The sequence below is a fragment of the Aggregatibacter actinomycetemcomitans genome, from assembly GCF_003130205.1.
In the GTDB taxonomy this organism is placed as follows: domain Bacteria; phylum Pseudomonadota; class Gammaproteobacteria; order Enterobacterales; family Pasteurellaceae; genus Aggregatibacter; species Aggregatibacter actinomycetemcomitans_A.
Genome location: NZ_NRDF01000002.1, coordinates 152,523 through 177,157 on the forward strand (window position 1 = coordinate 152,523; position 24,635 = coordinate 177,157).

The 24,635-nt window shown below is 46.5% G+C and carries 23 protein-coding genes and 2 pseudogenes; 13 read left to right on the plus strand and 12 right to left on the minus strand.

Features of this window, described 5'->3' with window-relative positions; translation table 11 throughout:
- Positions 1–26: 26 nt before the first annotated feature.
- From DK423_RS02830 to DK423_RS02845, 4 genes are read right to left on the minus strand one after another with little or no spacing between them, the layout of a single operon-like run.
- Positions 27–716, minus strand: a complete 690-nt coding sequence (locus DK423_RS02830) for a prepilin peptidase (RefSeq protein WP_005558590.1) — start codon at positions 714–716, stop codon at positions 27–29.
- Positions 713–1,936: a type II secretion system F family protein gene (locus DK423_RS02835; protein WP_109043864.1), complete on the minus strand. Its 1,224-nt coding sequence runs from the start codon at positions 1,934–1,936 to the stop codon at positions 713–715. The genes DK423_RS02830 and DK423_RS02835 overlap by 4 nt, the downstream gene beginning before the upstream one ends.
- Positions 1,929–3,338: a GspE/PulE family protein gene (locus DK423_RS02840; protein ID WP_005558593.1), complete on the minus strand. Its 1,410-nt coding sequence runs from the start codon at positions 3,336–3,338 to the stop codon at positions 1,929–1,931. Before DK423_RS02840 ends, DK423_RS02835 begins: the two co-directional genes overlap by 8 nt.
- Before the next feature lie 26 nt (positions 3,339–3,364).
- Positions 3,365–3,817, minus strand: a complete 453-nt coding sequence (locus DK423_RS02845) for a pilin (RefSeq protein ID WP_005558595.1) — start codon at positions 3,815–3,817, stop codon at positions 3,365–3,367.
- Positions 3,818–3,938: 121 nt separating this feature from the next.
- Between DK423_RS02845 and ampD the strand changes: the two genes are divergently transcribed.
- Positions 3,939–4,493, plus strand: a complete 555-nt coding sequence (ampD, locus tag DK423_RS02850) for a 1,6-anhydro-N-acetylmuramyl-L-alanine amidase AmpD (RefSeq protein ID WP_005558597.1) — start codon at positions 3,939–3,941, stop codon at positions 4,491–4,493.
- A gap of 474 nt (positions 4,494–4,967) precedes the next feature.
- Here ampD and nanQ read toward each other — a convergent pair whose 3' ends face one another.
- Entirely contained in the window at positions 4,968–5,438 is a 471-nt protein-coding gene (nanQ, locus tag DK423_RS02855; RefSeq protein WP_005558599.1) for an N-acetylneuraminate anomerase, read from the minus strand.
- A gap of 293 nt (positions 5,439–5,731) precedes the next feature.
- Here nanQ and pnp point away from each other — a divergent pair, with 293 nt between their 5' ends.
- The 3 genes from pnp (at position 5,732) to DK423_RS02870 (ending at position 10,762) form a co-directional block, all read left to right on the plus strand.
- Complete coding sequence (gene pnp / locus DK423_RS02860; protein ID WP_032996830.1) at positions 5,732–7,867, plus strand: polyribonucleotide nucleotidyltransferase; 2,136 nt, start codon at positions 5,732–5,734, stop codon at positions 7,865–7,867.
- A 78-nt stretch (positions 7,868–7,945) separates the two neighbouring features.
- Entirely contained in the window at positions 7,946–8,848 is a 903-nt protein-coding gene (nlpI, locus tag DK423_RS02865) for a lipoprotein NlpI (RefSeq protein WP_005558603.1), read from the plus strand.
- Positions 8,849–8,959: 111 nt separating this feature from the next.
- Complete coding sequence (locus DK423_RS02870) at positions 8,960–10,762, plus strand: DEAD/DEAH box helicase (protein WP_061886851.1); 1,803 nt, start codon at positions 8,960–8,962, stop codon at positions 10,760–10,762.
- A 78-nt stretch (positions 10,763–10,840) separates the two neighbouring features.
- Here DK423_RS02870 and hpt read toward each other — a convergent pair whose 3' ends face one another.
- Both hpt and pmbA read right to left on the minus strand, forming a co-directional pair.
- Positions 10,841–11,380 carry a hypoxanthine phosphoribosyltransferase gene (hpt, locus tag DK423_RS02875; protein ID WP_005558607.1) on the minus strand — a complete coding sequence of 180 codons (540 nt, stop codon included), beginning with the start codon at positions 11,378–11,380 and terminating at the stop codon, positions 10,841–10,843.
- Positions 11,381–11,618: 238 nt separating this feature from the next.
- Positions 11,619–12,980: a metalloprotease PmbA gene (gene pmbA / locus DK423_RS02880; RefSeq protein WP_005558609.1), complete on the minus strand. Its 1,362-nt coding sequence runs from the start codon at positions 12,978–12,980 to the stop codon at positions 11,619–11,621.
- A gap of 116 nt (positions 12,981–13,096) precedes the next feature.
- On the opposite strand from pmbA, the gene yjgA reads away from it, so the two are divergent.
- Complete coding sequence (gene yjgA, locus DK423_RS02885; RefSeq protein ID WP_005558610.1) at positions 13,097–13,630, plus strand: ribosome biogenesis factor YjgA; 534 nt, start codon at positions 13,097–13,099, stop codon at positions 13,628–13,630.
- A gap of 187 nt (positions 13,631–13,817) precedes the next feature.
- Here the strand turns inward: yjgA and rraA are convergent, their stop codons facing one another.
- Both rraA and DK423_RS02895 read right to left on the minus strand, forming a co-directional pair.
- Positions 13,818–14,318 carry a ribonuclease E activity regulator RraA gene (rraA, locus tag DK423_RS02890; RefSeq protein ID WP_005558612.1) on the minus strand — a complete coding sequence of 167 codons (501 nt, stop codon included), beginning with the start codon at positions 14,316–14,318 and terminating at the stop codon, positions 13,818–13,820.
- Between the two features lie 50 nt (positions 14,319–14,368).
- Positions 14,369–15,274 (minus strand): 1,4-dihydroxy-2-naphthoate polyprenyltransferase, encoded by a 906-nt coding sequence (locus tag DK423_RS02895; protein ID WP_061886070.1) that lies wholly within the window; start codon positions 15,272–15,274, stop codon positions 14,369–14,371.
- Between the two features lie 169 nt (positions 15,275–15,443).
- Between DK423_RS02895 and tsaA the strand changes: the two genes are divergently transcribed.
- The 3 genes from tsaA to DK423_RS11270 all read left to right on the plus strand — a co-directional run bounded on the left by tsaA (position 15,444) and on the right by DK423_RS11270 (position 16,628).
- A complete protein-coding gene (gene tsaA / locus DK423_RS02900) occupies positions 15,444–16,160 on the plus strand; it encodes a tRNA (N6-threonylcarbamoyladenosine(37)-N6)-methyltransferase TrmO (protein WP_005558618.1) in 717 nt (238 codons plus the stop codon).
- 71 nt (positions 16,161–16,231) lie between these two features.
- Positions 16,232–16,474 carry a type II toxin-antitoxin system RelB/DinJ family antitoxin gene (locus tag DK423_RS02905; protein WP_061886852.1) on the plus strand — a complete coding sequence of 81 codons (243 nt, stop codon included), beginning with the start codon at positions 16,232–16,234 and terminating at the stop codon, positions 16,472–16,474.
- Positions 16,464–16,628: a type II toxin-antitoxin system RelE family toxin gene (locus tag DK423_RS11270; RefSeq protein WP_081111348.1), complete on the plus strand. Its 165-nt coding sequence runs from the start codon at positions 16,464–16,466 to the stop codon at positions 16,626–16,628. The genes DK423_RS02905 and DK423_RS11270 overlap by 11 nt, the downstream gene beginning before the upstream one ends.
- On the opposite strand, the pseudogene DK423_RS11635 reads toward DK423_RS11270, so the two are convergent.
- From DK423_RS11635 to DK423_RS02920, 3 genes and pseudogenes are all read right to left on the minus strand, one after another.
- A pseudogene (locus tag DK423_RS11635) lies at positions 16,602–18,653 on the minus strand (type I restriction endonuclease subunit R); the annotation flags it as partial. The gene DK423_RS11270 and the pseudogene DK423_RS11635 sit on opposite strands and share 27 nt — an antisense overlap.
- Positions 18,648–19,792: pseudogene (locus DK423_RS11640) on the minus strand (N-6 DNA methylase); the annotation flags it as partial. The pseudogenes DK423_RS11640 and DK423_RS11635, both read right to left, overlap by 6 nt.
- A gap of 177 nt (positions 19,793–19,969) precedes the next feature.
- Entirely contained in the window at positions 19,970–20,356 is a 387-nt protein-coding gene (locus tag DK423_RS02920; protein ID WP_005558628.1) for a MerR family DNA-binding protein, read from the minus strand.
- Between the two features lie 94 nt (positions 20,357–20,450).
- Between DK423_RS02920 and DK423_RS02925 the strand changes: the two genes are divergently transcribed.
- The 5 genes from DK423_RS02925 (at position 20,451) to DK423_RS02945 (ending at position 24,612) form a co-directional block, all read left to right on the plus strand.
- On the plus strand, positions 20,451–20,663 hold the full coding sequence (locus DK423_RS02925; RefSeq protein ID WP_005558631.1) for a heavy-metal-associated domain-containing protein: 213 nt from the start codon (positions 20,451–20,453) through the stop codon (positions 20,661–20,663).
- Between the two features lie 88 nt (positions 20,664–20,751).
- The gene (locus DK423_RS02930) at positions 20,752–22,911 is read left to right on the plus strand and encodes a heavy metal translocating P-type ATPase (RefSeq protein WP_061886727.1); all 2,160 of its coding nucleotides are present in this window, start codon (positions 20,752–20,754) and stop codon (positions 22,909–22,911) included.
- A 72-nt stretch (positions 22,912–22,983) separates the two neighbouring features.
- Complete coding sequence (locus DK423_RS02935) at positions 22,984–23,829, plus strand: DUF817 domain-containing protein (protein WP_005558634.1); 846 nt, start codon at positions 22,984–22,986, stop codon at positions 23,827–23,829.
- Positions 23,830–23,945: 116 nt separating this feature from the next.
- Positions 23,946–24,296, plus strand: a complete 351-nt coding sequence (locus DK423_RS02940; RefSeq protein WP_005558636.1) for a type II toxin-antitoxin system RelE/ParE family toxin — start codon at positions 23,946–23,948, stop codon at positions 24,294–24,296.
- Positions 24,289–24,612, plus strand: a complete 324-nt coding sequence (locus DK423_RS02945) for a helix-turn-helix domain-containing protein (RefSeq protein ID WP_005558638.1) — start codon at positions 24,289–24,291, stop codon at positions 24,610–24,612. Before DK423_RS02940 ends, DK423_RS02945 begins: the two co-directional genes overlap by 8 nt.
- Positions 24,613–24,635 lie beyond the last annotated feature (23 nt).

The following is a 24,635-nucleotide window of genomic DNA, read 5'->3' on the forward strand; positions in this document are numbered from 1 at the left end:
GATAGTGCGATCATACGTTCATGACATCAATTAAGCAATAAACAGACCACGCCGGCGAGGGACATAAAGGGGCCGAAAGGCACGGCGTTGAGTGCACGGTGTCGGTATTTGGCGTAGGCGGCATATAGTAAGCCGAAAAAGCAGGCGAGGAATAAAAAAACGGGAAGTCGGTGTACCGGGAGAAAAACGCCTAAGCCCAGTGCCAGCCAATAATCGCCGCGTCCGAGGGCTTCCTGTCGGTAGTACCATTTTGCGGCGTGGTAGATGGCATAAAAAACACCGAAAAAAATGACCGCACTTTGCAGGCTTTGCGCCAACGTTAATGTGCCGATTTGCCAGTATGCTGCGCCTAAGCCGAGGGCGAACAGGGCTTGGCATAAGGCGGGTGAAATTAGGCGATAGTGCCAATCCACCAGGGAAATGGCAATTAATAAGGTGCCATACAGTGCAAAGCAAAGGGCTTGTAATGGTTCATTGATGGCGTAACAAATAATGAACAATAAGGCAAATAAAAGGCGATAAAGGCGTGCGGAGAAATGCCGTTTGAGTGGTTTCAGAATAGACTTTTCCACCATAAAGTGCGGTGGATTTTGCGGGTAAATTTCCGTGTAAGCGGTATAAACTTCGCGGTTTAGGTTGTCGGCGAAATGTTCCACATAATGATGAACGCGCCAGCCACATAGTACGCCGCCAAGCAAAAAAAGCAGCCACATCATTGTACCAGCGAGCCCATGTTGAAAATCGGTAAATACATACCGAGCATAATCAAACCGATCAGCCCGCCGATAATCACCATTAACAACGGTTCCAGCATTTGTGATAGCAGATCGATTTGGTGATCCAACTGTTGCTGATGATCGTTAGCGATAAATTGCAGCATTTTCGGCAACTGACCGCTTTGCTCGCCGACTTGCAGCATTTGTTGTGCCGCCGGTGGGAAGATTTGTCCGCTTACGCTGGCGGAGAACGGATAACCCTGTTGGATCCAATGCAGCGCCGATTGTACTTCCGCAATTAATAGCCAATCGCCTTGCTGTTGCGGTTTGGTTTGCCAGCTTTGTTGCCTCGGCAGAAAAGATTGCAGCGCCTGATGCAGCGGAATGCCTGTCTGTAACATTAGAAATAAACTGCGACTGAAACCCACCAGGCGGGAGAGTTGCACAATGCGATTGAGCAACGGAATACTGTTAATTAACTTGGTTTTTTGTCGGTTAAGCCAAGGCGAATGTTTGAGTCGAAAACGGACTAACGTCACGGTCAGCGTAATAAAAATGAGCAAGGCGAACCAATAATCCTGCAAGCCTTGGGAAAGGGCTAGTAAAACCTGCGTGAACGCGGGCAGTTGCGCGTTGCTGTTGTCATACATGGCGGCAAATTGCGGCACGATAAACAACAATAAAAGTGCGGTTAAAATGAATGAGATGCCGAGCACCAGCAAAGGATAAAGCAGGATTTTCTGAATCTTGCGTTGCAACGCCAATGTTTGTTGTTTATGTTGCGCGATTTCTTGGCAAACGGCAGCAAGTTTGCCTGTCATTTCGCCCACCTGAATCAGTTGACGCTCCTGATAGGTTAAGTATAACCCTTGTTGTTCCAACGCATGGGAAAACGCCAAGCCGCTTTCAATGTCCTGTAATAAGCGGCGAAGCCAGTGATTCAGGGCAATATTGGTGCAGTTTTGCAACAGAATTTGCAGGCTGTTTTTTAACGGTACGGCGGCTTGTAACAGCGTCGCCAGCTGGGAAAGCAGCGTGCAGATGTCGGCATTTTTCGGTTTGTGGCTAAATTGCCAGTTTTGTTGCAATTTGATGTTTTGCAACCCGCGGGAGAGCAATTGCTGTTGCGCCGTCGCCTCGCTTTCCGCCACGATTAAGCCTTTTTGCTTTTGCTGCAAACGGTTAACGGCGCGCCATTGAAACAGTTTCAATTTAAGCATGGGTTTGTCCTAACACCCGTTGGATTTCGGCTAGATCCGTGGTGCCGTCTTTGAGTTTTTCCAAGGCACTTTGGCGTAAATCGGCGAAATCCGTTTCATAGCTCTGCGGATGTTGTGAATTCGGTTGTAAGAATTGATAGACCCCGACACGCCCTTTGTAGCCTTGATGGCAATCGCAAAAACGCGTGGCATTTCCACCGCACTTTTGGCAGCGTTTGCGCCCCAAACGTTGGGCAATCACCAGCAACAAACTGCTGTCGATTTCATGGCGTTGAATGCCGAGTTGTTGCAGGCGGGAAATGGCGGAAGGGGCGTCGTTGGTATGCAGCGTCGAAAGCACCAAATGCCCCGTTTGCGCGGCGCGTAATGCCATAGCGGCGCTTTCTTCATCACGAATTTCTCCCAACATGATAATGTCCGGGTCCTGGCGTAAAAACGTGCGAAGCAATCGGCTGAAATCCAACCCGATAGGCGGATTCACCTGGCTTTGAATAATGCCGGGGAGCTGAATTTCAATGGGATCTTCCGCCGTCATAATGTGTTTTTCGGGCGTGTTTAAGTGCTGCAACGCCGTATATAAAGAAATACTTTTGCCGCTGCCTGTCGGACCGGTGACTAAAATTAATCCTTGCGGTTGGCTTAACGCACGACGAAAACGCTGTTGCTGTGATTCCGTCATACCCAGTTCACCGAATGCCAGTTGCACGGGACGATTTTGTTGCAAACGCAAGACCGCTTTTTCTCCGAACTGGGTGGCAAGGGTGGAAAGGCGAAAATCCAGCGTATCGGAAAAGGTGGTTTTAAACTGAAAGCGTCCGTCTTGCGGCAGGCGGGTTTCGCTAATATCCAGTTTCGCCAATAATTTCAGGCGTGAAATCAGTCGGCTCGCCATGGATAACGGAACGGTGTTTTGCACCTGTAGTACGCCGTCAATACGAAAACGGGTTTGCAGGCAGTCTGCTTGCGGTTCCAGATGAATATCGGAGGCTTTTTGTGCCGTCGCGCTTTCAAAAATATCGTTTAACAGCCGAATAATCGGATCGTCGGACGGTTGTGTAGGCTGTTCCTGTGGCAGGGTGGAATAAAAGAGCGGTTGATTTTCTTCGACTTTTTCGACGCGTGGGGATAAATCCTGTAATGCGGTTTTTAGGGTTTGGCTTTCAATTAAAACCGGCTCAATAGTTTTGCCGGTGAGAAAAGAAAAGGCTTCGCAGGCGCTCAGGTTGGTTAACGAGTCCAACCCGAGCCACAAGGTTTGCCCGTTTTCTGCTAGGGGTAGCGCGAGATAACGCAACAAGACGGTTTGTTGTTGCTGATTTTTAAGCCATAGCTCGGGCGCAATGGTAAATTCCCCGTGATTTTGGCTGTGAATTGAATAACCTTGCGCCATCGGATTTTGCATAGATCATTGCCCCGCTGCGTTAGCGATTAAGAACAGAAACCTGCCGGGAAAATGTCGGCATTATTGCCGCAAGCGGCGCTCCAGCTGACTCCGCTGGCAGCGGTGCCCGAAGCGGTAAGGGTGTAGCTGATTTTATCCAAACTGCCTTTGCCGGTAACGGTGATGACCCCGGCTTTGACCGCGGTGGATTTCACATATTTTTGTTTCGAAGCATCCGCAACATCTGCTTGAATGCCGTTTTGTCCGCCGCTACAATTTTCAGCCTTACCGGTATTATAAATACAGAGTTCCACTTCGGAACGTAATGGCGCGGAGGCTTGTAATAATTCGGAAACCGCCGCTTTTTTGGTGTAATTTTGATAAGATGGCACGGCTACGGTGGCAAGAATGGCAACGATAGCAATGACGATCATTAATTCGATTAATGTAAACCCTTTTTTAACGGATTTTAGCGAAATAAACGTGGATTGAATTTTCATAAAAATACCTTTAGTAAAAAATAATGTGTACCAAATTAGGTGCCGCATTTTGCCTGAGGTAAAAAACACCGTGAAATTCCACCGCACTTTTATGGGATCTGGATCGCAAAAAGAAAATCTTATGATGGAAAAACAACGACAAATTAAAGACGGTTGGTTGCTTGATGAAAGACAGGTGCTTTCTCCGCACTTTGACCAACGCCCCGACCCACAGGACATTTCCCTGTTGATTATTCATTACATCAGTCTGCCGCCGGAACAGTTCGGTGGCGGTTATATTGATGATTTTTTTCAAGGCAAACTGGATGTGCAGGCGCATCCGTATTTTCAGGAAATCAGCCCGCTGCGGGTGTCGGCACATTGTTTGATTGAACGCACGGGGTGCATTACGCAATATGTGAATTTTAACGACCGCGCGTGGCACGCGGGATTATCCTGTTTTGAAGGGCGGGAAAAATGCAATGATTTTGCCATCGGCATTGAATTGGAAGGTAGCAATGAACAGCCGTTTACCGCGCAGCAATATGACGCGTTACAGCGCTTAACGCGGCAAATTATGCAGGCGTATCCGCGGATTACCAAAGAACGCATTGTTGGGCATTGTGATGTGTCGCCGGGGCGAAAAATCGATCCGGGGCAATACTTCGATTGGCAGCGTTATTTGCAAGATTTGTAATTTGAACAATAAATGTACAGTATGAAACGGCATTTTTCATTAACAGAAAAATGCCGTTGTTTTTTTAGCAGCTGATTGATGAATAAAGGAAATTTTACTTCTGATTTCACTCCAAAGGGAGTTTATGGGATTTATTTCAAGTTATACCTTCGCTAAAACACAATTTTATCCACAGAAATACTGAATAACTCACAAGGGGGTTAAGAAATATGGCAAGGCAAATTGAGTGAAAAATTGGTTGGTTATTTGCTAAACAGGATTTGTGCAAAAAATATTAAGGAAAATGAATGGAGTGGCTGACCGATTATTTTTGCTGAAGATTTGAACATTGATAGACAGATGGCTTTCGCATAATGGGGCATGAAAAACGACTCACGGATTATTTCGCGGTTTTCCGAAATTTGTCCCCAAACTTATGCACAGTCGATGAGTAACAAAAAATACCTCAAGAATAGGTTTGAGGTATTTAATGATTTATTTGATTAACGCCACGGGGATTTTCACCACCAGTTTTTTTAATTTAACCGCTTGTCCGTTGACGTTGCAGCCCGGGCGGTGCGGTTCGTACGGGTAAAATACCACGAACATTTTCGGTCTTAAGGTCAGGGTATTTTGCTGTTCGATAACCGGGCAAAGTTGATAGTCGTCGGCATCGTTGTAATCGGTGTATTGGCTTAAATCAGGGGAGGTCACGCCATAATCAATACTTTCGGCGCCGCTGATTAACACTTGTATGTCTAAATATTTTTGATGTAATTCTGCTTGTTTATTGTTTGCCGGGACGGTGTCAAATTCCATAACGTTCATGTAAATTTGGTCGGTAATGTCATGGTGTCCATTGGTTAACGCGGTTAAGTCTAATTCGTTTAAATAGTCACAGATTTGTGCAATAACGGGCGGTAAGCCCAATTTTACATCTGCGCGGGTAAGATCTCCTATAATCATGATTTTCTCCTTTCCTTTGTTATTTTTGATGTGTTTATTTAATGCGAGGAAAATTTTATCACCGGCGTGTCAAGGCGGGTAGTAATAAATATGATTTGATTAAAAAAATTACCCAAGGGGGCAAAAGCCTAGTATAATGTGCCGGTTTTATTTTCTGAATTAGCGTGCGGCTAACAAAAGTAATTTTCCGCGTGGTAGCCAATGAAAGTGCGGTCGGTTTTAAGATTATTTTTGCTAGTCGCAAATTGGAAAATAAAACATCGTTATTATTTATTTTCAAAAAGGAAAACATTGTGAATCCAATTGTTAAACAGTTTAAATACGGTCAGCATACCGTAACTTTAGAAACCGGTGCGATCGCCCGTCAGGCAACCGCAGCGGTTATGGCAAGCATGGACGATACGACCGTATTCGTGACCGTGGTTGCTAAAAAAGATGTGAAAGAAGGTCAGGATTTCTTTCCGTTGACCGTGAATTATCAAGAACGTACTTATGCCGCCGGTCGTATTCCCGGCGGTTTCTTCAAACGTGAAGGTCGCCCGTCCGAAGGTGAAACCTTAATCGCCCGTTTAATCGACCGTCCGATTCGTCCGTTATTCCCGGAAGGTTTTTTCAATGAAATTCAAGTGGTTGCCACTGTGGTCTCGGTAAATCCGCAAATCAGTCCGGATTTAGTGGCGATGATCGGTGCGTCCGCCGCCTTATCTTTATCCGGTGTGCCGTTTAACGGTCCTATCGGTGCAGCGCGCGTCGGCTTTATTAACGGTCAATTCGTATTAAACCCAACCATGAACGAGCAAAAACAAAGCCGTTTGGATTTAGTGGTGGCGGGTACTGATAAAGCCGTGTTAATGGTGGAATCCGAAGCGGATATTTTAACCGAAGAACAAATGTTGGCGGCAGTGGTTTACGGTCATCAGCAACAACAAGTGGTGATTGAAGCCATTAAAGAACTTGTTGCCGAAGCGGGCAAACCGCGTTGGGATTGGGTTGCGCCCGAACCGAATACGGCGTTAATTAACAAAGTGAAAGCCTTGGCGGAGGCCCGTTTAGGCGATGCTTATCGTATCACAGAAAAACAATCCCGCTATGCGCAAATAGATGCTATTAAAGCGGATGTGATTGCACAAATCACCGCTGAAGATGAAGAAATCAGCGAAGGCAAAATTATTGATATTTTTACCGCACTTGAAAGCCAAATCGTGCGTGGTCGTATTATTGCGGGTGAACCACGTATCGATGGCCGTACGGTGGATACCGTGCGTGCATTGGATATTTGCACCGGCGTATTACCGCGTACCCACGGCTCCGCGATTTTCACCCGTGGTGAAACCCAAGCCTTGGCAGTCGCGACCTTAGGTACAGAACGTGATGCGCAAATTATTGATGAATTGACCGGTGAACGTTCCGATCACTTCTTATTCCACTATAACTTCCCTCCGTACTCCGTGGGTGAAACCGGTATGATCGGTTCACCGAAACGTCGTGAAATCGGTCACGGTCGTTTGGCAAAACGCGGTGTAGCGGCAGTTATGCCAACGCTTGTCGAATTCCCTTATGTAGTTCGTGTGGTATCCGAAATCACCGAATCAAACGGTTCTTCTTCTATGGCGTCCGTATGTGGTGCCTCTCTTGCCTTAATGGATGCCGGTGTGCCGATTAAAGCGGCAGTAGCAGGTATCGCCATGGGGTTGGTGAAAGAAGAGGATAAATTTGTGGTGCTTTCCGATATTCTTGGTGATGAAGATCACTTAGGCGATATGGACTTTAAAGTTGCCGGTACCCGTGAAGGTGTGACCGCATTGCAAATGGATATTAAGATTGAAGGTATTACTGCAGAAATCATGCAAATTGCCTTGAATCAAGCGAAAAGTGCGCGTATGCACATTCTTGGTGTGATGGAACAGGCGATTCCGGCGCCGCGTGCGGATATTTCCGATTTTGCACCGCGTATTTACACCATGAAGATCGATCCGAAGAAAATTAAAGATGTTATCGGTAAAGGCGGTGCGGTAATTCGTGCGTTGACCGAAGAAACCGGCACTTCCATCGATATTGATGACGATGGTACGGTGAAAATTGCTGCAGTAGATAAAAATGCAGTACAGGATGTAATGGCGCGCATTGAAGACATCACTGCCGAAGTAGAAGTCGGTGCAATTTACAAAGGTAAAGTTATCCGTTTGGCCGATTTTGGCGCATTTGTGGCAATCGTCGGTAACAAAGAGGGTTTGGTTCATATTTCACAAATCGCTGAAGAACGTGTGGAAAAAGTGAGCGATTATCTACAAGTAGGACAAGAAGTGATGGTGAAAGTGGTCGAAATCGATCGTCAGGGTCGTATCCGTTTAACTATGAAAGACCTTGTGCCTAAACAAAATACTGTTCACCAACCTGCCGACGACATGTTTGAAACAGGAGTGATTTAGTTTAGGATTAATGTTACGGCGCATGTGTCGTAACATTATTTTTCAACAAGCAGACCCATGCTTTAAGGCTGGCAAGAAATGACACAACGTCGGTTGTTTAATTTCACGGTGTTTCTACCTGGTTTATTTTTCACTTTGCTGCTGTCCGGTTGTGTCGGAACCAATCAAAGCTTTGTGTCTAAAAATTCTGTGGTATTAGCCGATCAAAACCCTGCTCAACATTTTGAACGGGAAGTGATGATTGTTCGGATTAGCCAAGTTTTGCTGGTTGGGAAAATGAGTAATGAAGAACGTGCCTCCCTGCATTTTGAACGGGGTGTGCTTTACGATAGTTTGGGGCTTTGGGCTTTAGCACGTTATGATTTTACTCAGGCTCTTGCACTGCAACCGAAAATGGCTGCGGTGTATAACTATTTGGGACTTTATTTATTACTTGATGAAGATTACGACGGGGCTTTGGAAGCATTTAATGCGGTGCTTAGCTTGGATCCCGACTATGAATATACGATGTTAAATCGTGCTTTGGATTTCTATTATGTGGGGCGTTATAACCTTGCCCAACAGGATTTTCTGAGTTTCTATCAACGCAATAAATCCGATCCCTACCGTGTTTTATGGCTGTATTTGAATGAATTAAAATTCAAGCCTGCCGAAGCACGAAAAAATCTGGCTCAACGTGCAATTGGGCTTTCTCATGATTATTGGGGTACCTACATTGTTCAATACTATTTGGGCAAACTTTCAGTACGGGAATTACAGGCTAAAGCGGAGCAGTTTTCCAAGCAAACTTCTACGCAATATGCGGAAATTCTTACTGAAACCTACTTTTATCTGGCAAAACAAAAACTCAATATGGGACAGGTTGATGAGGCGGAGGCCTTATTAAAACTGGCTATTGCAAATCAGGTGTATAACTTTGTGGAGTATCGTTTTGCGGTGTTTGAGCTACTGAAATTAGGACAACAGGTTCAAACGGAATAATGGTGAGCATGGCTTAACCGATAACATGTGGTAAGACGTAAAACGGCGCACATTGTGATTAACCTGAAAGCACTTTATTGAGCTTTCCTTTATATAATTCGAGTATTTTTAATGACTGAAACTAAAATAACTTTCATGGATTTAGGCTTGCCTGAATTCATTCTTAATGCTGTTTCCGATCTGGGTTTTGAGACCCCTTCCCCGATTCAACAAATTTGTATACCGCACTTACTGGAAGGGCGTGACGTATTGGGTATGGCGCAAACCGGCAGCGGCAAAACAGCGGCATTTGCCTTACCGATTCTGGCAAAAATTGATCCTCATGAAAAACATCCGCAATTATTGGTAATGGCGCCGACCCGTGAGCTGGCGATTCAGGTTGCCGACGCTTGCGAACAATTTATGAAATATGCCAAAGGCATCAATATCGTGACCTTATATGGCGGTCAACGTTATGACATTCAATTACGCGCCCTCAAACAAGGCGCGCAAGTGGTGGTGGGAACACCGGGACGTATTCTGGATCATATTCGTCGCGGCACATTAAATCTGGCGGAACTCAAAGCTATCGTATTGGATGAAGCGGACGAAATGTTGCGCATGGGCTTTATTGAAGATGTGGAAACCGTGATGGCGGAACTGCCTGAACATCACCAAACCGCCTTATTCTCCGCCACCATGCCGGAGCCGATTCGTCGTATTACCAAACGTTTCATGAAAGATCCGCAAGAAATCAAAATCAAAGCGACCCAACAAAGCGCGCCGGATATTGCGCAAAGTTGTTGGTATGTACACGGTTTCCGTAAAAACGATGCCTTATTGCGTTTCCTGGAAGTGGAAGATTTTGATGCAGCGATTATTTTCACTCGCACTAAAACCGGTACGCTGGACGTAACCGAATTATTGGAAAAACACGGCTTTCGTGCCGCTGCGTTAAATGGCGACATGACCCAGCAGTTACGTGAACAAACCCTTGACCGTTTGCGTAGTGGTAGCTTAGATATTGTCGTTGCCACCGATGTGGCGGCGCGCGGCATTGATATTGAACGTATCAGCCTGGTGGTTAACTACGATATTCCACTGGATGCCGAATCCTATGTTCACCGTATCGGACGTACCGGTCGTGCGGGGCGTTCCGGTCGGGCATTATTATTTGTTGAACCGCGTGAACATCGTTTATTACGTAATGTAGAACATCTCATCAAGAAAAATATTGAAGAGGTGGAATTGCCGAATCATGAAGTATTGCAAGCCTGCCGTCGTAAAAAATTCAAAGATAAAATTACCACTCAATTGGAACATCATGATCTGGAACTTTATCGTGAGTTACTGGAAGACATGTTCACGGCGGATCAATCGCAGGAAGACATTGCGGCGGCAATGATGATGTTGTTGCAAGGCAAACAGAAACTGATTATCCCACCGGATCCGGTCGTAGATAAAAAAGCCCGTCGCGAACGTGGTGAGCGTGGCGATCGTCGTGAAAATCCGCGTTCGGCGGAGCGTCGCGGGGAACGCAAAGGTTACGGTACGCCGCAACCGATGGATTTATACCGTATTGAAGTCGGACGTGGCGATGGCGTGGAAGTGCGTCATATTGTGGGCGCGATTGCCAACGAAGGGGATATTAACAGCCGTTATATCGGTCACATCAAACTTTATGACGATTATTCCACCATTGAATTGCCGCAAGGCATGCCGAAAGAATTGTTACAACAGTACGGCAAAACCCGCGTGCTGAACAAACAAATGCGTATGTCTTTCATCGGTGAAGCCAAAAGCGAACGGGGCGGCGATAACTTCGGCGGCAAGCGTCGCGGCGGACGTTCTGGAGATAACAACTTTAAAAGCGAACGCAAATTTAAAGAAAAATCGCACCGCACTTTTAAAGAAAAACGCGAGTTCAGAAAATAAGAAAGAGCCACCACACAAAAAGTGCGGTGGGTTTTTCGAATGAATTTACGGCTTATCCATGGATAAGCCGTTTTTCCGTTATTCTTCCAAAATCACTTTGCCGATATAGCCCAGATTACGGTGCTGTTGGGCATAATCAATGCCGTAGCCCACTACGAATTCATCGGGAATGGTAAAGCCCACCCAATCCACCGGTACCTGCACTTCACGGCGTGACGGTTTGTCGAGTAAAGTACAAATCGCCAGGGACGCCGGTTCACGCAAATTCAAAATTTCGCGTACTTTTTCCAGGGTGTAACCCGTGTCGATAATATCTTCCACAATCAGCACGTCTTTGCCTTTGATGTCGCCGTCCAAGTCTTTGCTGATTCGTACATCGTGATTGGTGGTCATGCCGCTACCGTAGCTGGAGGTCGTCATAAATTCAACTTCTACCGGTAAATGCAGTTCGCGCACCAGATCCGCCATGAACATAAAGGAGCCGCGCAATAAGCCTACCACAACCAAGCGGCTGATATTTTTGTATTGATAGAAGGCGGTGATTTCTTTACCGAGTTCCCGGATGCGGGAGCGGGCTTCCTGTTCGGAAATCAGAATATCAACGTGGTGTTTTTTCATTTAGGGTTACCTTTGGCAGAGGAGAATTTCGCTATTCTAACAAAAAAAAGACTGAAGCTTAAACTTCAGTCTTTTCAAATACCCTAACGAATTTACTTTCTACTCTACCTGTTTGGAGTACTATGCAGACTTCCAATGACTACCGTTCATCTTCATTGCAATACTTAACAGATGTGGCTTATGTTAGCAGAGTTTTAATTGTTGTCAATAAGAATTATTATCATTTAGCAAAAATATTTTAATTACCGGAAATTTTCATATTTTCCAAGAGAATAGAACCGGTTTGAATATTTGAGCGGTGTTCAATATCATCCCCCACGGCAACAATGTTGCGCAACATTTCAGGTAATTGACCGGCAATGGTGATTTCTGCCACCGGGTATTGAATCGCGCCGTTTTCCACCCAGAAGCCCGCCGCCCCGCGTGAATAATCGCCACTAACCGGATTAACGCCTTGCCCCATCACTTCCGTAACCAGCAAACCGCGATCCATTTGACGTAAAAGTGCGGTGAGTTTTCCCGATGAATTTGCTTTCACCAACCAGTTATGAATGCCGCCCGCGTGCCCGTTGCTTTGCATGCCGAGTTTGCGACCGCTGTAACTGGTAAGCAAATAAGTCTGTAAGATGCCATTGCGGATGATGTCCATATCCTGCGTTCTTACGCCTTCGCTATCAAAAGGCGTTGACGCCAACTGACCAAGTAAGTGTGGTCTTTCCACGATGTCAAACCAATCCGGCAACACCTGCTTGCCTAAATGATCCAATAAGAAACTGGCTTTGCGATATAAACTGCTGCCGCTGATGGCTGCCGCCAAATGGCTGATTAAACCTGTTGCCACATCATTTAAGAAAATGACCGGCGCTTGTTGGGTCGCGAGTTTTTGCGGTTGCAAACGGGCAATGGCTTTTTGCGCGGCATGTTCACCGACCCATTTTGGCTGCGCTAATTGCGTAATATCCCGCGCGACGGTGTATTCGTAATCCCGTTCCAGTTGCTCGTTGTGTTCGGCAATCACCGAGCAGGAAAGGGAATAGCGACTGGATAAATAACTTTGCAACATACCGTGGCTGTTGCCATAAACCCGCACGCCGGTATGGGCATTGAAAGAAGCGCCTTCGCTGTTGACGATACGCACATCATGTTCCAACGCCGCTTTTTCGGTTTCCAGCGCGAGTTGCACGGCGTGATCTACCTCTATTTCAGCGGCGTGATACAATGCTAAATCCGGTGCGTCAAATGCTATCAGCTCTTTATCTGCCAAGCCGGTGCAATCGTCCGGAGAAGTATATTTGGCGATGGCAAGGGCGGCTTGGACAGTGCTTTTGATGGCGTCCGGCGTTAAATCGGAAGTGGAGGCGTTGCCTTTTTGTTGTCCCAGATAAACGGAAATGCCTAACGCGCCGTCATTGTTAAATTCAACGTTTTCAATTTCCCGGAGGCGGGTAGAGACGGACAACCCGCCGGATTTGGTGACGCCCACTTCGGCGGTGGCGCCCGCTTTTTGCGCGATTTCAATGGCAAGGCTAACGGCGTCACGTAATTGTTGTTCCTGTTGGCGTAAAAGTGCGGTAGATTTTTTAAGTGTTTTTTGTTGCATTGTGGTTTTCCCGATTGTGAAATTTCGGCAATTTTAGCCTATTTTTCTTTTTAAGGCGAACCATAGATTCTGTGCTAAAATGCACCGCACTTTTAAGCAGAACGGTTGGAAAAAACATGGCAAAACGTAAAAAAGACGATTTTGACTGGCAGGACGACGAACAGGAAGAAATCATTTGGGTCAGTAAAAGCGAAATTAAACGGGACGCGGAAGAATTAAAAAAACTGGGTGAAAAACTGGTTAAGCTGACCAAAGCCAAATTAGATAAAATTCCATTGGAAGAATCTTTGCTGGAAGCGGTAAATTTGGCGCAGCACCTGCAAAAAGAAGCGCGTCGCCGCCAGTTGCAATATATCGGCAAATTATTGCGTAGTATGGACGTTGAGCCGATTCAGGACGCCTTGGATAAACTGGAAAACAAACATTTGCAACAGCAAGCCATGTTACACAAACTGGAATTACTGCGTGATGAGCTTATGGCAAAAGGCGATAGCGCATTAATGGATTTTTTAGCGGATTATCCCCATGCCGATCGGCAACATTTACGCAATTTGATTCGCGCCGCCAATAAGGAAAAAGAACAAAATAAACCGGCAAAAGCCTATCGTGAAATTTTTCAGTGTTTAAAGGATATTGTGCCGGAGGATTAATTAGTCCAAAATAAAACAGCCCCTTAATAATGCGCTAATTAAGGGGCTGTTTTTTTATGGTTAATTTAGTTTAACCAGAAGAAGTAGCCAACGGTGGCGATAACAAAGATACACGCGATATTCAGCACGGAACCGGCTTTCACCATTTCACTTTTTCAGACCTTAAATTAGAAGCCGAATTTTACATTTAATCCTGCTCGAAATCTTCCAAATCCAAGGCTTCTTGCGACAGGATAATGCCGGTTAAATCGGCATAAACAAAATCTTCCGGGAAGAAAGTGACGCCGCCGAAATTCACCGGAATATCGGTTTCGCCATGATTAGAACCGTCCGCACCAACCGGAATCGGAGCCAACGCATGAATACCGATGTCGATATTTTCCAACTGCTGAATTTGACGCACCGCACCGTAAACGATAATGCCTTCCCACTGGTTGTCTGCCGCTAATTGGGCGAGTTCTGCGTCAATTAACGCACGGCGCACCGCACCGCCGCCATCCACCAATAACACCCGGCCTTCGCCGTTTTCTTCTAAAATTTCAGCAATCAGACCGTTATTTTCAAAACATTTCACGGTGGTGACTTTGCCGTGGAAGGAACTGAGTCCGCCGAAACTGGAGAAAATGGGCTCGACAACATCGACCTGGTCGAGATAAATATCGCAAAGTTCAGAAGTATCAATGTACATAAAAGACCCTATTTTTAAGATGAATACTGCGGGCTAGTATAGTCCGATTATCAGCCCAGAAGCAAGCCAAAACTAAATAGCCCGTTGATTAGCAACGCCAATAACGACATTTGCGCCAACATCGGACGCAGCGCCGTCGGTTCCTTGTGAGTGAAAACGAAGAAGGCGTGTTTCAGTAATAACGGGTAGGTCAGCAAAAACACAAAACTCAACGGATGGCGTAAATTCATGGCGGCAAATAAGAGGTAAAACAGTGCGGCGACGGCAAGCAGAATGCAATGATAAATGCGCCCGTTATGCGCGCCCAAACGTACCGCCAGGGTATTTTTGCCCGCTTTGCGATCCTGTTCAATGTCGCGCAAATTATTGATATTCAATACGGCGGAGGCTAATAAACCGCTGGCGACGGCAGGCAACAGAATTTCCGCAGAAAACGTGTGAACCTGTAAATAATAAGTGCCGCCCACGCCCAATAAACCGAAGAAAATCAGCACGGAAATATCGCCTAAACCCAAATAGCCGTAAGGCTTACTGCCTACGGTGTAAGTGATGGCGGCGATAATGGCGAGTACGCCGAGGACGGAAAAAGCGATTAAGTCGCTCAAATTTTGGTATGCCGTGCCGATTAATATGGCGCCGCAAACAAAACTCAAGGCAATCATCAAATATAACCCTTTTTTCAACTGTGCAGCGGAGATCGCGCCTTGTTGAATTCCGCGTAACGGACCGATACGCTCGGCGGTGTCGGAACCTTTTTGGTGATCGCCGTAATCATTGGCGAAGTTGGAGAGAATTTGCAGAAATAAGGTGGTCAGCAAACATAACACGGTGACGCCCCAATGGAAACTGCCTGCCCAATAAGCCAGCGCCGAGCCCGTTAAAATGGTCGCTAAGGCTAACGGCAAGGTTTTCGGACGTGCCGTTTCAATCCACATTTTTATTGTATTTTTTGTCATAATTTCCACATTTACAACGAAGCAGCGCAATGTTATTTATTGGCTGCCGTTTGATCTTCCCGGCAAAACCCATGTTGAAAAACATTGCTTTTTTTCACCGCACTTTTAGCTAAAATAGTGCGCTATTCTACAAGGTTATTTCGCAGATTTTAACTGTTTTAAGGAAAATATGTCCGATTCTCTCACATTGCAGCCCATTGCCGTCATTCATACTCCTTACAAAGAAAAATTTTCTGTGCCGCGCCAACCGAATTTGGTACAGGATGGCACGGGAGTCATTGAATTATTGCCCCCTTTCAATCAAGCGGAATCCGTGCGCGGTTTGGAGCAATTCAGCCATCTTTGGCTGATTTTTCAGTTCGATCAGATCCCGCAAGGCAAATGGCATCCTACGGTCCGTCCGCCGCGTTTAGGCGGTAACCAACGTGTCGGCGTATTTGCTTCGCGCGCCACCCACCGCCCGAATCCTATCGGTTTATCCAAAGTGGCATTGCGACAAGTGGAATGCAAAAACGGCAAAGTCTTGCTACATCTTGGTTCTGTGGATTTGGTGGACGGCACGCCGATTCTCGACATCAAACCGTACCTGGCTTACGCCGATAGCGAACCCGATGCTATCTCCGGCTTCGCCCAAAGCCAACCGAGCCCGCCGCTAAAAGTAGAATTTACGCCGGAAGCGCAAAGTGCGGTCAAAAAACACAGTAAAAATCGACCGCACTTACAACGTTTCATCACCGAAGTCATCCAACAAGACCCCCGCCCCGCCTACCAACAAGGCAAAACTACCGAGCGAATTTACGGCATTTCGTTGTATGAATTTAATGTACGCTGGCGGATCAAGGCAGGAACTGTGGATATGGCGGAGGTGATGAGCTTGTCTGTTTAATTAATTTACATTTTTTGAAAATGCCTTTATTCTGTGTAATACATTCTGCATTACATTAAAGGAGGTTGTTAATGGCAACATTAAATGTTCGTTTAGACAATGAATTAAAACAGCAGGCTTATGCTGTATTGGAGCAATTAAATATTTCCCCAAGCGAGGCAATTCGTCTTTATTTTCAATATATTACAGAAAATCATAGTTTGCCGATAAAATCTGTTATTATCACGGACAAAGAACAAGAATTGTTAGACACGGTACGTTATCGCTTAGCTAATCCACAGAAAGGAATTAAGGTTAGCTTAGATGAGCTATGAATTAGAGTTTGATCCTCGAGCTTTGAAAGAGTGGTGTAAATTAGATGAAACAGTTCGTCATCAATTTAAGAAGAAATTGGCAGAAGTTCTTATTCATCCGGAAATTACCGGAAATAGTTTAAGTGAGTTCAGAAACAATGCTTTGATTGATTAAGGCTTTCAGCTGAATCAGGCGTTCTTTGCCGCCCGTGCCGTTTTGTTCACGTTTGGCAAGCACAGCGCGCACGGCATCGTAAAAGGCGATTTCTTGGCTGAAGGCCTCCGCTTCTTTTAGCGCACCACATAAAGCATAGCCTTTTTTCAGGCTGGAAACCGACTTCAAAAAGGCTTTTTTGCGCGGCTCTGGGTCGGTGGAATTTTGCCAATGCTGATTATGCGCTTTGCCGTCATCGGGCAGTTGATCGAGCGTGGCGATATGGTTTGCCGCCAAAGCAATGGCTTTTAGCAGCGCTGCCGCTTCGCTTTGCCCAATCGCTGCGTTCACATCAAACGCCTTGCCGTCAATTTTGGTGGCAAACAAAGTGCGGACAAATTCCAGCTGTTCTTTCATTTTGAAGAACACATCTTGCACATTCTCCGCCAGCTTGCCTTTGCCTGTGGAGTTGGTGTATTGCAAAGTGGCATCTTTCAACTCTTCCGCCAAGCCCACATAATCCACAATCAGCCCGCCGTTTTCACGGCTTTTATTGGCGAACACACGGTTGACGCGCGCAATCGCCTGCATCAGATTATGCCCTTTCATCGGTTTGTCTAAATACATCGTATTGCAACAAGGTGCATCAAAGCCCGTCAGCCACATATCGCGCACAATCACCACTTTAAGCGTGTCGTTTGGGTCTTTAAAACGGCGTTCCAGCGTTTGTTTTTCGGGCTTGCTGTAAACGTGTTTCTGCATTTCGGGCGCATCGCTTGCACTGCCTGTCATCACAATTTTAATCACGCCTTCATTGATGCCGTCTGAATGCCAATCAGGGCGCAGTGTAATGATTTGATTGTATAAATCCATACAAATCTGACGGCTGGAAACCACAATCATCGCCTTGCCGTCTTGCTGCTCATTGCGCTTGGTAAAATGGGCGACAAAATCCGCCGCCAAATCGCGCAATCGCGCTTCCGAGCCGAGCAATTTTTCCCGCAAGCGCAATTTCGGGTTGTCTTCGCCCTCTAAAAGCTCGTCAATTTCGGCAAACAAGGCTTCGTGGTCGGCTTTTTCGGTCAGCTGAATTTGGCGCGCTTCATAAATAATCGGCACAGTTGCGCCATCTTCCACCGCATCTTGCAAATCGTAAATCGACACATACCGCCCAAACACTTCCTGCGTGTCTTTATCTTCCAAACTAATCGGCGTACCTGTAAAGCCGATAAAAGACGCATTCGGCAAGGCATTGCGCAAATAGCGCGCATAACCTGCTTGGAATTTTCCCTTGTTCAGTTTTTGCGTAAAACCATATTGGCTGCGGTGCGCCTCATCGCTAATCACAATAATGTTGGAGCGGCTATTTAGCACGGGGAATTGATCTTCCTCATCGTCCAAACCGAATTTTTGAATGGTGGTGAAAAACACACCGCCTGATTCCCGTTCGCTCAATAATTGGCGAAGGGCTTCGCGGTCTTCCACCTGCTGCGGCGTTTGTTTGATTAAATCTTTACCGCTGCTGAAAGTTTGGAACAGCTGCCCGTCCAAATCGTTGCGGTCGGTTACGACTAAAATCGTCGGGTTTCGCAATTCAGGTTGCGAAAGCAATTTGCCCGCATAAAACAGCATCGAAATCGACTTGCCCGAACCTTGCGTATGCCACATCACGCCAATGCGTTTGTCGCCTTGCTCGCTTGTCGCAAACACGGTGGATTCTACCGCTTCATTCACGCCGTAATACTGATGATAGGCGGCGATTTTCTTAATCAATGCCCCATTAGAAGCCCGCTCAAACAACACAAAATAACGCACATAATCCAACAGCTTTTGCGGTGTCATCAAGCCGTTTAGCAGATTTTGTAATTCATCGCCAAAATCCAACCGCTTGCTTTTCGCTTTTTCGTCCACCACTTTCCACGGTGTAAAACGTTGAAAATCCGCCGAAAGCGAACCCAAGCGCGCATTTAAGCCATCGCTAATCACCAGCGTTTGGTTATACACAAACAAATCGGCGATTTCATCTTTATAGGTTTGCAGCTGATTACTCATTGAGCCGTTGGCGAGCAAGAGTGCCATTTTGCCGTTGGGCGAAAGGTGGTAAATCATATGTTGCAGCCACGCGAAGTTGGCGTTGCCTTTGGGTGGTGTGCCGTATGCCCAGCGCGGGTCGTCGGCAAGGCTTTCGCTCCACCAGTCGCTGATGTTGAACGGTGGGTTCGCCATAATGAAATCCATCTTTTTATCCAGATGTTGCGGCTGGGCGAAGCTGTCGGCGTTGTGTTTGCCGAAGTCGTAATCAATGCCGCGAATTGCCATATTCATCGCGGCGAGCTTCCACGTTGTCGGGTTAAATTCTTGTCCGTAAATGGAGACTTGGTTGATGTTGCCTTGATGGGCGGTGATGAAGCGTTCGGTTTGCACGAAGAAGCCGCCGCTGCCCATTGCGGGGTCATACACGCGCCCTTTGTAGGGTTCGAGCATTTCCACAATCAGGGAGACGATGGATTTTGGCGTGAAATACTGCCCGCCGCGTTTGCCTTCGGCTTGGGCAAACCGCCCGAGGAAGTATTCGTAAACGTGTCCGAGGATGTCTTTTGCGCCTAAATGCACGGGCTGCCCGTTGTAGCTTGGCGCGGTGAAGTTGGTGTCGGAAAACAGCATAATCAGCCCGCGTATGGTGTCCTCATTCACCGCATAGCCGCTGATACGTTGCAATACGCCTTTGAGTTTTTCGTTGTCTTTTTCTATTGTCTCGAAGGCATCATCAATCAAACGCGCCACGCCTGCAAATTTTCCACCCCAAGGCAATTCCGCCCCTGTGTTTAAGATAGAGACTTCCTGCAAGGCTTGCCAACGGGCTTGAGCGGGAACCCAAAACACGTTACCGGCGGTGTAGTAGTCGCGGTTTCCCAGCTCAACAGCAATGGCTTTTTGATAGGCTTCGTTGGAACTGTAAAAAGTGCGGTCAAGATAAAGGGGATTTTCAGGATCGGAAAGCTCGGCACGGATTTTGTCTTGCTGTGCGGTGAAACTGTCGGAGATGTATTTTAAGAAGATTAAGCCAAGCACGATGTGTTTGTAGTTGGCGGCGTCAAGTTGCTGGCGGAGACGGTCGGCGGAAGACCAAAGTTTTTCGTCGAGGTCGTTTAGGAAGGCTTGTTGTGTGGCTGAATTTTCAACATAATCTTGGTGGCTTCTGGCTTCTGGCTTCTGGCTTCTGCATAAAATTTGTCCTTTGTAAAGTGAGTAAATAAAAAATGTGTCTATTTTATAGGAATTGTGTATGTTTAAAAGATAAGCGTAAGAGATTTTTTAATTATATTTTTACTTGAAATTGTAATGAAAAATTACCGCACTTTTCACTCACTCAAGCCCTCCAAAATCGAACATTCCGGGCAGTCGTTGCCTTGGCAGTTATCGTGCCAGCGTTGCAGTTCGGCGACCATTTTTTGTAGCGCCTGAATTTGGTCGTTTAAGGTTTCGATGTGCCGGGCGGTGAGTTTTTTCACTTCGCGGCTGTTGCGTTGCGGGTTGTCTTGTAATTGCAACAGCTGGGCGATTTGTTGCAGGGAAAAACCCACGTCCCGTGAGTGGCGGATAAAATGCAGGCGTTTTAAGTCGCATTCTTCATAATGCCGATAACCGGCGAGGGTTCTTGCGCTGGGTTTTAATAGACCGCGTTTTCCGTAATCGCGGATTTGTTTGGCGGATAAACCGCTAAGTTTGGCTGCTTGGCTGATATTCATAAAAAATTGTTTGACCTTAACCTGACGTTAAGGTTTATAGTATTCCTACCGACGAACCTCGGCAAGGTTTAACTTATTCTTGAAGGAGCAAATTATGCAAAACGTAACGTTAAAAATCGACGGAATGACTTGTGGCGGTTGTGTGAAAAGCGTAACCCGCGTGTTGAGCGAATTGGATGGCGTGTCGCAAGCGGAAGTGAGTTTGGAAAAAGCGCAGGCGGTGGTCAGTTTCGATGAAAATAAAGTGCAGCCTGCGGCATTGGTTGAAGCAGTGGAAGATGCCGGATTTGATGCGCAGGTGGTGTAAGTTTTCATTGTAGGTGCAAGACGCGCTTATCAATATGCTGTAAAAACAGAGCTAAAAACGACCGCACTTTGCGTGCAACGAGGATGTTATGCAAAAAGTATCTCTTCAAATTAGCGGAATGACGTGCCAGTCTTGCGCCAGCCGTATTGAAAAAGTATTGAATAAAAAGGATTTTGTGCAGCAGGCAGGGGTGAATTTTGCCAGCGAAGAAGCGCAGGTGACTTTCGATGAAAAGCAAACTTCCGTCGATCAGCTCATCCAAATTATTCAAAAAACCGGTTTCAGCGCGCAGTTAAAACCGGCGCAGGCGGATTTGCCGCAAGAGCGGAAAATCTCTTGGCGCTTGATTTTACTGTGGTTGATCAATGTGCCGTTTTTAATCGGTATGCTTGGCATGATGATCGGGCGACATGATTGGATGTTGCCGCCCATGTGGCAAATGGTGCTCGCCACGATTGTGCAATTCGGTTTGGCGATAACGTTTTATCGCAGTGCTTGGGGCAGCATTAAAGGCGGTTTGGCGAATATGGATGTATTGGTCAGCCTTGGCACGCTCACCATTTATTTTTATTCGGTATTTATGCTGTTTTATACGCCGCATATGGGGCATGAACATGGCTCGGCAAATATTTATTTTGAAGCTGCCGTGATGGTGCTGGGCTTTGTGAGTCTGGGAAAATTCCTGGAAGACCGCACCAAAAAGCACAGCCTGAATAGTCTCGGTTTATTGCTGCAACTGACACCGAAACAGGTGCGCGTGCAGCGTGACGGGCAATGGCAAACCGTGCCGTTAAATCAGGTTTGGGTGGGCGAGGTGTTACGCGCCAATCAAGGTGAACGCATTGCGGCGGACGGCGTGGTGGAAGACGGTTCGGGCTGGTGCGATGAAAGCCATTTAACCGGCGAATCCGTTCCTGAAATGAAAAAGCCCGGCAGTAAAGTGTTGGCGGGCGCGATGGTGACGGACGGCAGTCTGGTTTATCGCACACAACAGCTGGGCAGCCAAACCCTGCTGGGCGATATGATGAACGCCTTGTCGGAAGCGCAGGGCAGTAAAGCGCCTATCGCCCGTTTTGCCGACAAAGTGGCGGCGGTATTCGTGCCGACGGTGATTGGTATTGCGTTAGTGACTTTTGTGCTCACGTGGTGGATTCGACAAGATGTGGTCACGGCATTAATTCACGGTGTCGCCGTGTTGGTTATCGCCTGTCCTTGCGCCTTGGGCTTGGCGACGCCGGCGGCGATTATGGTCGGTATGGGCAAAGCGGTGAAACAGGGCATTTGGTTTAAAGATGCCGCCGCGATGGAGGAATCCGCCCATGTGAATACCGTGGTGTTGGACAAAACCGGCACGTTGACGGAAGGCAAACCACAAGTGGTGGCGTTTTGGCGCGCAAAAAGTGCGGTCAATTCCGACGATGAAATTTATGCGTTGGTGGCAGCCATTGAACAAAATGCCGCCCACCCGTTGGCGAAAGCGATTGTGCAGGCGGTGATTGCGAAAAATGTCGTTTTGCCTGCCGTGCAGCATATTCAGGCGGATGTCGGGCAGGGTATTCGGGGCGAAATTGAAAATGTCGGCACGGTGAAAGTAGGCAAGCCGACATATTGCGGTTTAACCTTGCCGACGGGGCTTGATCCTGCATGGAATATCGCCAGTATTGTGGCGGTTGCCGTCAATGACGAACCTATTGCCGCCTTTGCCTTGGCAGATGCGTTAAAACCGGACAGCCAAAAGGCGATTTCCCGTTTGCAGGCGCACAATATCGAGGTGTATATCATGAGCGGGGATAATCCCAATGTGGTGCAATACATCGCCGATCAGCTGGGCATTCAAAATGCGCAGGGTAATATGTCGCCGAGAGACAAAGCGGGCGCCGTCAAAGCGCTACAAGAAAATGGTAAGGTGGTTGCTATGGCGGGCGATGGCGTGAACGACGCACCGGCATTGACGGCGGCGAATGTCAGTTTCGCCATGCACGACGGCGCCGATGTGGCGCAACACAGCGCTTCGGCAACCTTAATGCAACATTCGGTAAATCAATTGGTGGATGCTTTGCTGATTTCCCGTGCGACACTGAAAAACATTAAGCAAAATCTCTTTTTCGCCTTTATTTATAATGTGTTAGGCATTCCTCTGGCGGCGTTCGGATTGCTCAGCCCGGTGATTGCGGGGGCGGCGATGGCGCTAAGTTCCATCTCCGTGTTAAGCAATGCGTTACGTTTGAAAAAAGTGAAAATTGAATAGCTTAGACAATATTCAACCTGAGGATCTTCGGGCATAATAAGCGACATTTTGTATCTTAATAAGAAGAATAAAATGTTAAATAAAATCGATTTATGGCTAATGAATCATCAGCCTGATCCTCAGTTGAAAGGAATCAAACGTTTTTTTGTGGAATTCTGGTTTTTCGGCTTAAAAGAAGCCAGAGCCTGCCTGTTCGCCGGTGTGTTTTTTATCGCCGTGTTCCTTATGCCGAAAAACGGTATCGCCGGCATTCCGCGCTATGATTTATTGCTGATTTTTGCCTTAGCAGTGCAATATTTGATGTTCCGATTCAAGCTGGAAACACTTGATGAAATCAAATCCATCACCCTGTTTCATGTGGTGGGTTTTGCGTTGGAATTGTTTAAAACCTCCTCTTCCATTCAATCCTGGGCGTATCCCGATTTCGCGTACACCAAAATCTTCGGCGTGCCTTTATTCACCGGGTTTATGTATGCCGCGGTGGGCAGTTATATTATTCAGGCGTGGCGTTTATTCGGGTTGAAAATTCGAAGCCACCCACCGTATTTTTTATCTATGCTCACCGCCATTCTCATTTATCTGAATTTTTTCACCCATCATTATATCGGCGATTACCGTTGGTATCTGGCGGCTTTCGCGCTTAGGCTTTATGCCCGTACCATGGTGTACTTCACGCCCTACGACAAACCGCGCCGAATGCAGTTGCTGTTGTCTTTCATACTGATCGGTTTCTTCATTTGGCTGGCGGAAAATCTCGGCACGCTTATTGGCATTTGGCGTTACCCCAATCAAATCGGCGCGTGGTCGTTAGTGCATGTCAGCAAATGGAGCGCTTGGGCGTTGCTGGTGGTGATGACATTTACCATCGTGGTGAACCTCAAACACATTAAACAGACAATTCGGGTGTCGAGGGATTAGGTGGAAAAAGTGCGGTCAAAAAACACCATGGATTTTGACCGCACTTTGACATATTAAATGACGCGCAGAATGAACATTGGCATTATAGTTTATTTTGGTATAAAATTTTATACATTATGAGTGGGCAACAAATAGAACGGAAACCGATTCATTGGATTGGTTCCAGTTTAGAGGATGTTAAGGCGTTTCCGGATAATATAAAACGGGAATTGGGTTTCGATCTTGACCTTGTTCAACAGGGGTTATCGCCTCGGGATTTTAAGGCAATGCAGAACCTGGGTTCCGGTGTAATGGAAATTCGGGTGAGGGATATTTCAGGGGCATATCGTTTGGTTTACATTGCCAAATTAAAGAAAGCGATTTATTGCTTGCATGCCTTTCAAAAGAAAACACAAAAAACATCTTCACAGGATCTTGCCGTAATTAAAGCGCGTTATGCTGCGTTAAAGGAGTTAGATGATGAATAATATTGATACAAAAATTCGCCATACGACAAAAGCCGATGGCAATGTGTTTGCTGATTTAGGTTTTTCTCAACAGGAAGCGGAGAGATTAAAATCGGCAAGTCAGCAATTAATTGAGAATAAACTTCTTTTACTTAATGTGATGAGTGACTGGATTGCCGATAATAATCTTAAACAAGCGGAAGCGGCTGCCATTTTGGGCGTGAGTCGTCCGCGAGTTTCCGATATGGTGAACAAAAAATTAGAGAAATTTACGTTGGATACCTTGGTGTCTTTTGTTGCCAAAACAGGTCGAATGGTGCAGCTACAGTTGGTATAAAGCGTTTTACTTAAGAAAAAGTG

Coding starts and splice junctions, on each gene's coding strand:
- DK423_RS02830 (WP_005558590.1), bottom strand. CDS start 716: ATGATGTGGCTGCTTTTTTTGCTTGGCGGCGTACTATGTGGCTGGCGC.
- DK423_RS02835 (WP_109043864.1), bottom strand. CDS start 1,936: ATGCTTAAATTGAAACTGTTTCAATGGCGCGCCGTTAACCGTTTGCAG.
- DK423_RS02840 (WP_005558593.1), bottom strand. CDS start 3,338: ATGCAAAATCCGATGGCGCAAGGTTATTCAATTCACAGCCAAAATCAC.
- DK423_RS02845 (WP_005558595.1), bottom strand. CDS start 3,817: ATGAAAATTCAATCCACGTTTATTTCGCTAAAATCCGTTAAAAAAGGG.
- ampD (WP_005558597.1), top strand. CDS start 3,939: ATGATGGAAAAACAACGACAAATTAAAGACGGTTGGTTGCTTGATGAA.
- nanQ (WP_005558599.1), bottom strand. CDS start 5,438: ATGATTATAGGAGATCTTACCCGCGCAGATGTAAAATTGGGCTTACCG.
- nlpI (WP_005558603.1), top strand. CDS start 7,946: ATGACACAACGTCGGTTGTTTAATTTCACGGTGTTTCTACCTGGTTTA.
- DK423_RS02870 (WP_061886851.1), top strand. CDS start 8,960: ATGACTGAAACTAAAATAACTTTCATGGATTTAGGCTTGCCTGAATTC.
- hpt (WP_005558607.1), bottom strand. CDS start 11,380: ATGAAAAAACACCACGTTGATATTCTGATTTCCGAACAGGAAGCCCGC.
- pmbA (WP_005558609.1), bottom strand. CDS start 12,980: ATGCAACAAAAAACACTTAAAAAATCTACCGCACTTTTACGCCAACAG.
- yjgA (WP_005558610.1), top strand. CDS start 13,097: ATGGCAAAACGTAAAAAAGACGATTTTGACTGGCAGGACGACGAACAG.
- rraA (WP_005558612.1), bottom strand. CDS start 14,318: ATGTACATTGATACTTCTGAACTTTGCGATATTTATCTCGACCAGGTC.
- DK423_RS02895 (WP_061886070.1), bottom strand. CDS start 15,274: ATGACAAAAAATACAATAAAAATGTGGATTGAAACGGCACGTCCGAAA.
- tsaA (WP_005558618.1), top strand. CDS start 15,444: ATGTCCGATTCTCTCACATTGCAGCCCATTGCCGTCATTCATACTCCT.
- DK423_RS02905 (WP_061886852.1), top strand. CDS start 16,232: ATGGCAACATTAAATGTTCGTTTAGACAATGAATTAAAACAGCAGGCT.
- DK423_RS11270 (WP_081111348.1), top strand. CDS start 16,464: ATGAGCTATGAATTAGAGTTTGATCCTCGAGCTTTGAAAGAGTGGTGT.
- DK423_RS02920 (WP_005558628.1), bottom strand. CDS start 20,356: ATGAATATCAGCCAAGCAGCCAAACTTAGCGGTTTATCCGCCAAACAA.
- DK423_RS02925 (WP_005558631.1), top strand. CDS start 20,451: ATGCAAAACGTAACGTTAAAAATCGACGGAATGACTTGTGGCGGTTGT.
- DK423_RS02930 (WP_061886727.1), top strand. CDS start 20,752: ATGCAAAAAGTATCTCTTCAAATTAGCGGAATGACGTGCCAGTCTTGC.
- DK423_RS02935 (WP_005558634.1), top strand. CDS start 22,984: ATGTTAAATAAAATCGATTTATGGCTAATGAATCATCAGCCTGATCCT.
- DK423_RS02940 (WP_005558636.1), top strand. CDS start 23,946: ATGAGTGGGCAACAAATAGAACGGAAACCGATTCATTGGATTGGTTCC.
- DK423_RS02945 (WP_005558638.1), top strand. CDS start 24,289: ATGAATAATATTGATACAAAAATTCGCCATACGACAAAAGCCGATGGC.